Here is a 10,511-nt window from a genome sequence, read left to right on the forward strand (position 1 = left end):
TTCGAGCTGGCGGACGTCCTCCTGGCGCAGAAGGAGCGCGCCTCGCGCGGCGAGATCCAGGCGGTCGGCATCACCGGCAAACCGTTCATCCTCGCCGCGCGAGGCGCGCTCCTTCTGCGCCAGGAGGACGTCCGCCAGCTCGAAGAGCGACGCCGGCCCGAAGGTGTTGGGGCGGGTGTGGTCGCGGTCGTTGTCGAGCGTGATCAGGGCGAGCGTGCGGCCGCTGGGCAGCGGCACGTCGCGGACGTAGGAGTGGGTGACGACCTCGCCCTCGGCGAGGTCCACGAGGTTCTCGAATCCGTCGAGCATGGGTCAGCGTCCCTTCCGTCGTCCGCGCTTGCCGTCGTAGTGCGGGTTCTCCCAGATCACCGTGCCGCCCTGGCCGAGGCCGACGCAGAGGGCCGTCACTCCGAAGCGCACCTCGGGGTGCGACTCGAACTGCCGGGCCAGCTGGATCATCAGCCGGACCCCGGAGGAGGCGAGCGGGTGGCCGATCGCGATCGCTCCGCCGTACTCGTTGACGCGCGGGTCGTCGTCGTCGAGGCCGAAGTGGTCGAGGAAGGAGAGCACCTGCACGGCGAACGCCTCGTTGAGCTCGAAGAGCCCGATGTCCTCGATGCCCAGGCCCGCCTTGCGGAGCGCCTTCTCGGTCGAGGGGACCGGGCCGATGCCCATGATCTCGGGCTCGACGCCGGCGTACGCGAAGCTCACCATCCGCATCTTCGCGGACAGGCCCAGCTCCTGTGCGGCCTCGGCGCTGGCCAGGAGCGACACCGTCGCTCCGTCGTTGAGCCCGGAGGAGTTGCCCGCGGTCACCCGGCCGTGGGGGCGGAACGGGGTCCGCAGGCCCGCGAGGCCCTCGAGGGTCGTCTCGGGGCGCGGTGCCTCATCGGCGGTCGCGAGGCCCCAGCCCGCGGCGCTGCGCGTGGCGACGGGGACGAGGTCCGGCTGGATGCTGCCGGCGGCGTACGCGGCGGCGAGCTTCTGCTGGCTCCGCAGGGCGTAGTGGTCGGCGCGCTCCTTCGTCAGGTGCGGGAAGCGGTCGTGGATCCGCTCCGCCGTGCGGCCCATGTTGAGCGCGTCCTCGCCGACGAGGCGCTCGGAGAGGAAGCGCGGGTTGGGGTCGGCGCCGAAGCCCATCGGGTGCCGGCCCATGTGCTCCACGCCACCGGCGAGGACCACGTCGTAGGCGCCGAACGCGATGCCGCCCGCGGTCGCGGTGACCGAGGTCATCGCTCCGGCGCACATGCGGTCGATGGCGAAGCCGGGCACCGACTTCGGCAGCCCTGCGAGCAACGCCGCCGTGCGGCCGAGGGTCAGGCCCTGGTCGCCCTGCTGGGTGGTGGCGGCGATCGCCACCTCGTCCACCCGCTCCTTCGGCAGCGCGCCGTTGCGCTCCAGCAGACCGATCATCGCCTTGACGACGAGGTCGTCGGCTCGGGTCTGCCAGTACATGCCCTTCTCGCCGGCACGGCCGAACGGAGTACGGACTCCGTCGACGAACACGACTTCGGATCTCTCGGCCACAATGCCTCCCAGGAACTCACGGTCGCCGTCGATCGTAGGAACCGGCACCGCGCAGCCGGAATCCTTTGCCGCTTCCTACGAAGGGGTTTCGGTGCCCTCGGCCGGCGCTTGGGCCGCTTCGACAAACGCGGTGGCGATCGAGCCCGACGTGGCCTCGACCTGCCAGGCGCGGGCGCCGGCGCGGGTGAGCTCCGCGGCGACCGACTCCGCGGTCAGCGGCTCGGGCGGGTTCCAGGCCACCCGGCGCAGCAGCTCCGGCGTGAGCAGGTTCTCGACCGGGAGCGAGAGCAGCTCCGCGATCTCGGTGACCACGGCGCGTCCCGCCTTCAGGCGCGCGTCGGCGGCCGGGTTGCGATCGCCCCACGCGCGGGGAGGGGGGAGCGTGTCGGCGGCCGGGCGGGTCGGGCTCGGCAGGTCCTCGGTCGTCGTCCCGCGCTCGATCGCGGCCCACCAGCGCTCGACCTCGCCGCGGCTGGCGCGGCCGGTGAAGTCGCGGCGGCCCGAGAGCTGGCCGATGCTGGTCGGGATGTTGCGGGCGACCGCGATGATCGAGGAGTCGGGGATCAGGCGGCCGGGAGCGATGTCGCGCTCGCGGGCGAACGCGTCCCGGGCCAGCCAGAGCTCGCGCGCCACGGCGAGGGGGCGCGGGCCGCGGAGCGAGTGCATGCCGGAGAGGCGGCGCCACGGGTCCGGCGGGACCGCCTTCGGAGCGCGCGCGAGCGTCGCCTCGAACTCCTCGCGGGCGATGCGCGTCTTCCGCGCGGCGATGAGCATCTCCTCCATGCGGTCGCGGAGGTCGACGAGGAGCTCCACGTCCTTCGCGGCGTAGACGAGCCAGCTCTGGGGGAGGGGGCGGGTCGACCAGTCGGCGGCCGAGTGCTCCTTGGCCAGGTGGATGCCGAGGAGGTCCTCGACGACGGCGCCGAGGCCCACCTTGGGCAGTCCGAGGAGTCGGGCGGCGAGCTCGGTGTCGAAGATCCGCACCGGGTCCAGGCCCACCTCGCGCAGGCAGGCGAGATCCTGGCTGGCGGCGTGGAGGACCCACTCCTCCTGGCCGATGACCGCCTGCAGGGCGTCCATCCGGCCGATGGCGGGGGGATCGAAGAGGAACGCGCCGGCGCCGCGCCGGTAGACCTGGATCAGGTACGCGCGCTGCGAGTAGGTGAAGCCGGAGGCGCGCTCGGCGTCGACGGCGACGGGGCCCTCGCCGGCGGCGAGGGCGTCGACCGCGGCGAGGAACTCGTCGGGCGTGGAGAGGACACGGTAATCAGTCACGGTTGTTCCGTCGGAAGGCGAGCGGGGTCACACCGTCGCTCGATACGGGCGGGAGACCCGCGAGCATGCACAACAGCTCCCCCCACCCTTCCACGTGAGCGGCGAGCTGCGCATCATCCGGGCTCCAGGAGGCGCGGATCTCGATCTGCGCACCGTCCCCCTGAGCGGCCAGCTCGCCGAAACCGGTGGAGAGCACCTTGGTGGCCGTGCCGGACGCGGCGGAATAGGAGGCGCCCCGCGCCCCGAGGGCGTCGATGAGCCAGGACCAGGCGACCTCGGCGAGGAACGGATCGGTGCCGATCTCGACCTCGAGCGGGGCCTGGGCGAAGCAGACGACACGGAAGGGGCCGCCCCACTGCTCGGGCTCCTCGGGGTCGTAGAGCAGGATGAAGCGCCCCGTGCCCAGCTCGGAGTCGCGTCCGTGCGCGTGCGGCGCGACGTCGCCCGACAGGGCGAGGGCCCAGGGCGCGAGACCCGACGGCGAGGCGATCTCGGACACGGTGAGCTCGGCGCGCGTGGCAGCGGCGCGGATCGACTCCGTCGCGACCCGGAACTCCTCGGGGAGCTGGGACGACGCTGGGAATTCGGGCACGGTCGCAGACTAGGGTTCCGACGCGCCCGGGACGCGGAGGCACGCCGGGTGGGCGGCTCTCAGCGCGTGCGGCTCCAGCGGGCGTAGACGGCCCCGGAATCGTCCGCGGCCAGGAGCGTCAGGGCGTAGGCGTCGTCGACGACGGCCGTGCCCGTCGCGACCGGGAGGCCCGGGAGGACCACGCGCGGCGAGGTGGTGAGGCACAGCTCGTCGACCCGGCCCGAGGCGAGGAACTGGCCCGAGAGCGAGGCGCCGCCCTCGCAGACGACGCGGTGCAGGCCGAGCCCGGCGAGAGCCTCCAGGAGCTCGTCGACGCCGATCCGCTCCGAGGAGGACGTGACCGGGACGACCTCGACGCCGGCGGGGAGCCCCTCCACCGCGCCGCGCGACTCCGGCACCAGCAGCAGGACCCGGGAGCCCTCCTGCAGCTCCAGGCGGTGCCCGGCGAGATCGCCCGAGGCGGAGACGACGGCGAGCGGGACCCGCCGGGGGACGCGGTAGCCCTCGGCGCGGACGCTCGCGGCTCCGACGAGGACGACGTCGGCCTGCTCGCGGACGACTCCGAGGATCGTGCGGTCGACGCGGTTGGTCAGCGTCTCGCTGGTGCCGTCGGAGCCGGTGCTGGAGCCGGTGACGCTCGCGATCATGTTCAGGCGCACGCGCACCGCCTCGTCGGGACGCCAGGCGTCCGCGACCGCCGCTCGCGCGCCCTCCTCGCCGATCACGATCTGCGGACCGGCGGGGACGAGCGGCCGGAGGATCATGCGGCCAGGTGCGCGCGGACCTGCCGCTTGGTACGGCCGAGCAGCGCGGTCATGCCGCGCAGGCGCAACGGCGAGACCGCCTCCGAGAGGCCGATGGTCTGCGGGAAGTCGTCGGGAACGGCGAGCACCTGCTCGGGGGTGAGCCCGGCCAGGCCCTGCGCCAGGATCGACGCGAAGCCGCGCGTCGTGGGCGCCTCGCGGGGAGCCGTGGCGTGCAGGTGCACGATCCCGCCCTCGACGTCGACGACGATGAAGACGGGCGCCTGGCACTCCTCCACGCGCTCGAAGAGGTCCGGGTGGTCGCGGTAGCGCTCGGGCAGGTCGGGGAGCTCGTTCGAGAACTCGAGCAGGAGCTGCAGGCGCTCCGGCTTCTCGAGGGCGAGGAACTCCTCGCGGATATCGCGCAGAGCGTCGGGGAGCGTGGTGTCGGTCATCCGGTCCAGTGTCTCATCGGGGGAGGGGCGGCGGGCGGTCGCGGCGGAGGCCGGGAGCCCGGATCCGGCCCGTCGACGGGCGGATCGGCGCTCCCGGCCTCCGTCGTGACGCGTCAGCGGGCCGCGGGGGCCTCGCCGGGCTCGGCGCCCTGCACGATCGGGACGCGGACGGCGCTGCCCCACTCGGTCCAGGAGCCGTCGTAGTTGCGGACGCCCTCGAAGCCGAGGAGGTGGGTCAGCACGAACCAGGTGTGGGCGGAGCGCTCGCCGATCCGGCAGTAGGCGATGACGGAGTCGCCGTCCTTCAGCCCCGCGCCCTCGCGGTAGATGCCGTTCAGCTCGTCGAGGGGGCGGAAGGTGCCGTCCTCGGCGGCGGCCCTGCCCCAGGGCACGTTCTGCGCGCTGGGGATGTGACCGGCGCGCAGGGCGCCCTCCTCCGGGTAGGCCGGCGCCGTGGTGCGCTGCCCGGTGAACTCCTCCGGGGAGCGGACGTCGATCAGCGGGTTGCCGAAGTGCGCGAGGACGTCGTCCTTGAAGGCGCGGATCTCGGCGTCGCTGCGCTCGACGACGGGGTACTCGGCGGGCTCCGGGGAGGAGGCGTCCGTGGTCGTCGGGCGGCCCTCCGCGAGCCACTTGTCGCGACCGCCGTCGAGCAGACGGACGTCCTCGTGGCCGAAGAGGGTGAAGACCCAGAGCGCGTAGGCGGCCCACCAGTTGTTCTTGTCGCCGTAGACGACGACGGTGGTGTCGCGGGCGATGCCCTTGCCGCCGACGAGCGCGGCGAACGCGGCACCGTGGATGTAGTCGCGCTGCACCGGGTCGTTGAGGTCGGTGTGCCAGTCGATCTTGACGGAGCCGGGGATGTGGCCGGTCTCGTAGAGCAGGACGTCCTCGTCGGACTCGACGACGACGAGACCGGGAGTGCCGAGGCGCTGCTCGAGCCAGTCGGCGCTGACGAGCCGTTCGGGGTGCGCGTAGGAGGCGAACTTCGGCGACGGATCGGTTTCGACGGACAAGGAGGACCTCCAGGATGGTGCGCGGAGCGCGGGCGTGATTCCACGGCGGGCTACGCTGGAGCCCGCCCTTCAGCGACAGTACGCGTCCGCGGACGACGCCGCACGGAGGGCGCCGTAAGAGTTCGACACAGAACCGCGGCGGCTCCGTGCCCGGTGCGGCCGCCGCCACTGAGCGCACTGACCCCCGCCGTGCGCAGGATGCGAGACGCGAGTGAGCCCCGACGACGTCCGATCGACGAGCAGCCTGACCGCCCGCTCGCCCCAGATCAGCGGGCACGAGATCGCGTCGACGCTGGTGCCCCCGCGCCAGTTCGAGGGCGCCACCTTCGAGAGCTACCGTCCCGACCCGGAGTACCCCTCGCAGGCCGACGCGGTGGAGGCTCTCCGCGCGTTCGCCGCCGGCGGCGGATCCAAGGGAGGCGGAGGCGGCTTCCTGGGCTTCGGCCGGAAGAAGGCCCCCGCGGTCAAGCCGGGCGTGTACCTCGACGGCGGCTTCGGCGTCGGCAAGACCCACCTGCTCGCGGCGATCTGGCACGCGGTGCCGGGCCGCACCTACTTCGGGACGTTCATCGAGTACACCGCGCTCGTCGGCGCGCTCGGCTACGCGGCGACCGTCTCGCTCCTCAAGGGCTCGGCGCTGCTGTGCATCGACGAGTTCGAGCTGGACGACCCGGGCGACACGATGCTGATGACGCGGCTCCTCGGCGAGCTGGTCGCCTCCGGGACCCGCATCGCCGCGACCTCGAACACCCCGCCCAACGCGCTGGGCGAGGGGCGCTTCGCCGCAGCGGACTTCCTCCGCGAGATCCAGTCGATGGCCGCCCACTTCGAGACGATGCGGATCGACGGCACCGACTACCGGCGCCGCGACATCGAGGGCCACGCCGTGGTGCGCACCGACGAGGAGATCGACGCTCTCGTCGCGGCCGCCCCCGCCGGCTCCGTCGTCACCGACGACCCGTTCGCGGAGGCCGTGGACCACCTGGGCACCGTGCACCCCTCCCGCTACATCAAGGTGATCGACGGCGTCGACACCATCTTGCTCCGGGGCGTCACCGCTCTGACCGACCAGACCGACGCCCTGCGCCTCGTGGCCTTCATCGACCGGGTCTACGACGCGCAGATCCCGGTCCTCGCCTCCGGGACGCCCCTCGACGAGGTCTTCGGCGGCGACATGCTGAGCGGCGGCTACCGCAAGAAGTACCTGCGCTCGATGTCGCGGCTCATCGCGCTCACCTCGATGGCGCCCCGCTCCTAGGGGCGGATCCGCTCTCCTCCCGGCGTTCCCGGGCTCGTCGTCGTGCCGTCCGCCAGCGCGCCGTAACGCGCTTTTTACACAGGGGCCTCGGCCGTAACCTCCGCGAAACGCGGTGCCTCACGGGACGAAACCTCGCGCCACCAGACTGTCGGCTACCCGAGGTGACCCGACACCCGCGTGTCTCCAGGCCGTGCTCCGACGCAGCGTCCTCGCTCCGGGCTTTTCTCTGCACACTCACGAGAGGTTCAACAATGGATCAAGGCAATACCGCGTTCCTGCTCATCGCAGCCGCGCTGGTCCTGCTCATGACCCCCGGGCTCGCCTTCTTCTACGGCGGCCTGGTGCGTGCGAAGAGCGTCATCAGCATGATGATGCTCAGCTTCGGAGCCATGGGCCTCATCGGGGTCCTCTGGGTCCTGTACGGCTACGCGATCGCGTTCGGCAACGGCCCGTCCGGCCCCGCAGGGACCGACACCTTCGTCGGCATCGACGGCGTCCTCGGCATCGACACCGCCCAGATCGGCCTGCAGGGCATCTACAACGACGCGCTCGGCGAGCAGACGTCGGCCTTCCCGACGCTGGCCTTCGCCGCGTTCCAGGCGACGTTCGCGATCATCACCGTCGCGCTCATCTCCGGCGCCATCGCGGACCGCGCGAAGTTCGGCGCCTGGATGGTCTTCGCCGGCGTCTGGGCCACCGTCGTCTACTTCCCGGTCGCCTCGTGGGTCTTCAACTTCACCCTCGGCGACGACGCCACCGTCGTCGACGGCGGCTGGATCGCCTACGGCGTCGGCGCGATCGACTTCGCGGGCGGCACCGCCGTCCACATCAACGCCGGAGCGGCGGCCCTCGCCCTCGCCCTGGTGCTCGGCAAGCGCGTCAACTTCACCAAGGGCGCGCACCAGCCGCACAACCCGCCGTTCGTGCTCCTGGGCGCCGGACTGCTGTGGTTCGGCTGGTTCGGCTTCAACGCCGGCTCCGAGCTCGCCGCCGACGGCATCGCGGCCGTCGCCTTCCTGAACACCATCGCCGCTCCGGCCGCCGCGATCCTCGGCTGGCTCGTCGTCGAGAAGATCAAGGACGGCAAGCCCACCTCGATCGGCGCCGCCTCGGGCGCGGTCGCGGGCCTCGTCGCGATCACCCCGGCCTGCGCCAGCCTGTCGCCGTTCTGGGCGATCGTCCTGGGCGTCATCACCGGAGCCGTCTGCGCCCTGGCGATCGACCTCAAGTACCGCCTCGGCTACGACGACTCGCTCGACGTGGTCGGCGTGCACCTGGTCGGCGGCCTCATCGGAACGCTCTACATCGGCTTCTTCGGCACCGGCGTGGGCCTGTTCCTCACCGGCGACGCGAGCCAGCTCGGCAAGCAGGCCCTCGCGGCCTTCACCGTCCTCGCCTACTCCTTCGTCATGACGCTCCTCATCGGCTGGATCATCCAGAAGACGATGGGCTTCCGCGTGAAGAACGAGGACGAGATCGCCGGCATCGACACGGCCATCCACGGAGAGGCGGGCTACGTCCTGGCGGACTGACCCCCTAATCCGCAGCACCCGACGGGGTGCCGGCTCTCCGGAGCCGGCACCCCGTCGGCGCGTCCGGGCCGGGCGACCGCCGGGCGCGCCCCCGCGGGCGGGCGGCTGAGAATCCGGGCTAGGGTTCCGGGGTGCCCTCCTCGCGCTCGGTCGTGTCCCTGCTCCTCCGACTCCTCGGCCGCGCGGTCGCCCCGCGGCCGGACGCCGGGCCCCGCCCGCAGCGCCCGTACCTGAGCACGACGGCGCCGACCCCGGGCGCGAGCGGAGTGGGCCGCACCGTCGAGGTCGACCCGTCGCGGCTCCGCGGGGTCCGCCTGGGCTACGCGCCCACGCCCGACGGCGACCCGGACCCGGGCGAGGTCGTCTGGACCTGGGTGCCGTACGAGGAGGACGACGGCCGCGGCAAGGACCGCCCGGTGCTCGTGCTCGCGGTCGAGAAGTCGGGGACGGTGCTCGCCGTGCGGCTGAGCTCGAAGGAGCACTCCGACTACCTGGCCGTCGGGACCGGCGGCTGGGACCCGGACGGGCGCCCCAGCTGGGTCGACCCGGAGCGCGTGTTCCGCGTGCACCCCGCCGGGATGCGTCGCGAAGGAGCAGCTCTGGAGCGTGCTCGGTACGACGCCGTCGCCCGGGTGCTCTCGGCGCGATACGGCTGGCACTGAGCGCTCGACGCCGTCGAGCGGCCACGAGTGGTCGCCGCTGAGCGCCTCACGGGAGATCCCTGCCCGTCGAACGAGGGCCGTGCTCCTCGGAGGAGGCGTCAGACCGGGTCGATCGGCACGAAGCCCGCGTACTTCGCGGCGCGGCCGTCCCCGGAGGACGTGCCGGTGAGCCTGCGCTGCACCCACGGCGCGACGTGCTGCCGGTAGTACTGCACGGTTCCGCCGCGCCGGAGTGCGGCCTCGGGAGCGTCGGGCAGCGCGGCGGGCGGCGTGAGCCCGAGCGCCCGCAGGACCCGGTCGGCCACCCGCCGGTGCCCCCGCGGGCCGAGGTGCAGGCGGTCCTCCGACCACAGCTCCGGATCGGCGAAAGCGGGGTCGTGCCAGTTGTCGGCGACGACCACGTCGGTCCGATGGCTCGTCCGACGCAGGACGGCGTCGGTCAGCGCGTCCCCGCGGCGGCGGATGAGCGAGCCGAGCGGGAGCCGCGGCGACGGGTCGGCGCCGGCCAGGGCGATCAGCACGACGCCCTGCTCGTCGCAGCGCTCGAGGACGCGGAGGTAGGCGTCGGCGATCCGCTCGATGTCGGCCCGCGGGCGCAGCATGTCGTTGCCGCCGCCGTTGAAGGAGAGGTGGGTCGGACCCAGGGCGAGCGCGGGCTCGAGCTGCTCGGCGAGGATCGGCGCGATGAGCCGGCCCCGGATCGCGAGGTTGGCGTACTCGATCCGCTCACCCGTGGCCGCCGCCCATCCCGCGGCCGCCAGATCGGCCCAGCCGCGCGGGGTGCCGTCCGGCCGCTCGTCGCCGACGCCCTCGGTGAAGGAATCGCCGATCGCGACGTAGCGGACGGCCGTCATCGGCGGGTTCCGGAGGTGCGCATCGTGGCACTGTACCGCTCCGCGGCCGGGCTCAGGCGCGGCGCCTCAGCGGGGTGACAGGTGCCGAGCGGACGCTGCTGGGGCGGTCCGGCGTCGCGGCGCCCGGCGCTGCGGCGAGCAGCTCCTCCTCGGGCCGGGTGCCGGGCCGGTGCTCGCGCTCGGGACGCGGGGCGGCCCGGAACCAGGCGGCCAGCGCGGAGGACCGGCGGTGCCTCCGGTGGTCGCGGTCCAGCTCGGCGGTGCCCCGGTAGCCGGAGCCCCGGGCGATGCGGTCGAGGCCGCCGAGAGCGACGGGGGTGCTCGCCATCAGGACGGCGGCCAGCTCGAGTCGGCGGAGGGCGAGGTGCTCGTCGAGGCCGAGCCCGTAGCAGCGGCGGAACCGCAGCCGCAGCAGCAGGGCGGGCATCCGCAGCTCGGCGGCGAGGTGGTGGACGTTGAAGCGCCGATCGAGGTAGCGCTCGTTGACGAGGGCGGCCGCCGCGATGGCGACGACGTCGAGCGGCCACGAGTGGTCGCCGCTGAGCGCCTCACGGGAGATCCCTGCCCGTCGAACGAGGGCCGTGCTCCTCGGAGGAG

11 protein-coding genes and 1 pseudogene are annotated in these 10,511 nt (G+C 73.2%); 3 read left to right on the forward strand and 9 right to left on the reverse strand.

All coding sequences use genetic code 11. From position 1 onward, the window contains the following. The 7 genes and pseudogenes from C5D04_RS16780 to C5D04_RS16810 all read right to left on the reverse strand — a co-directional run. Positions 1-309: pseudogene (locus C5D04_RS16780) on the reverse strand (3-hydroxyacyl-CoA dehydrogenase); the annotation flags it as partial. A 3-nt stretch (positions 310-312) separates the two neighbouring features. Then, entirely contained in the window at positions 313-1,527 is a 1,215-nt protein-coding gene (locus tag C5D04_RS16785; RefSeq protein ID WP_104348068.1) for a thiolase family protein, read from the reverse strand. A gap of 75 nt (positions 1,528-1,602) precedes the next feature. Further along, complete coding sequence (locus C5D04_RS16790; RefSeq protein ID WP_104222092.1) at positions 1,603-2,802, reverse strand: ribonuclease D; 1,200 nt, start codon at positions 2,800-2,802, stop codon at positions 1,603-1,605. Then, positions 2,795-3,394, reverse strand: coding sequence for a DUF3000 domain-containing protein (locus C5D04_RS16795; protein ID WP_104222090.1), 600 nt, complete (start codon positions 3,392-3,394; stop codon positions 2,795-2,797). The genes C5D04_RS16790 and C5D04_RS16795 overlap by 8 nt, the downstream gene beginning before the upstream one ends. A 59-nt stretch (positions 3,395-3,453) precedes the next feature. Then, positions 3,454-4,158: a dihydrofolate reductase family protein gene (locus C5D04_RS16800; protein WP_104348069.1), complete on the reverse strand. Its 705-nt coding sequence runs from the start codon at positions 4,156-4,158 to the stop codon at positions 3,454-3,456. Continuing rightward, the gene (locus C5D04_RS16805) at positions 4,155-4,592 is read right to left on the reverse strand and encodes a SufE family protein (protein WP_104222086.1); all 438 of its coding nucleotides are present in this window, start codon (positions 4,590-4,592) and stop codon (positions 4,155-4,157) included. The genes C5D04_RS16800 and C5D04_RS16805 overlap by 4 nt, the downstream gene beginning before the upstream one ends. A gap of 113 nt (positions 4,593-4,705) precedes the next feature. Then, a complete protein-coding gene (locus C5D04_RS16810; RefSeq protein ID WP_104225237.1) occupies positions 4,706-5,608 on the reverse strand; it encodes a sulfurtransferase in 903 nt (300 codons plus the stop codon). A gap of 211 nt (positions 5,609-5,819) precedes the next feature. Between C5D04_RS16810 and zapE the strand changes: the two genes are divergently transcribed. From zapE to C5D04_RS16825, 3 genes are all read left to right on the forward strand, one after another. Continuing rightward, entirely contained in the window at positions 5,820-6,866 is a 1,047-nt protein-coding gene (zapE, locus tag C5D04_RS16815; protein WP_104348070.1) for a cell division protein ZapE, read from the forward strand. A gap of 251 nt (positions 6,867-7,117) precedes the next feature. Then, positions 7,118-8,398, forward strand: a complete 1,281-nt coding sequence (locus C5D04_RS16820) for an ammonium transporter (protein WP_104225239.1) — start codon at positions 7,118-7,120, stop codon at positions 8,396-8,398. Positions 8,399-8,529: 131 nt separating this feature from the next. Then, positions 8,530-9,060: a type II toxin-antitoxin system PemK/MazF family toxin gene (locus C5D04_RS16825; RefSeq protein WP_167299028.1), complete on the forward strand. Its 531-nt coding sequence runs from the start codon at positions 8,530-8,532 to the stop codon at positions 9,058-9,060. Between the two features lie 98 nt (positions 9,061-9,158). Here the strand turns inward: C5D04_RS16825 and C5D04_RS16830 are convergent, their stop codons facing one another. Beyond that, on the reverse strand, positions 9,159-9,914 hold the full coding sequence (locus tag C5D04_RS16830) for an SGNH/GDSL hydrolase family protein (RefSeq protein ID WP_104262912.1): 756 nt from the start codon (positions 9,912-9,914) through the stop codon (positions 9,159-9,161). A gap of 52 nt (positions 9,915-9,966) precedes the next feature. Beyond that, positions 9,967-10,511 (reverse strand): hypothetical protein (locus C5D04_RS18400; protein WP_181137753.1); only part of this gene is annotated, 545 nt, incomplete at its 5' end.

The organism is Rathayibacter sp. AY1D2 (genome assembly GCF_002932695.1).
GTDB lineage: Bacteria > Actinomycetota > Actinomycetes > Actinomycetales > Microbacteriaceae > Rathayibacter.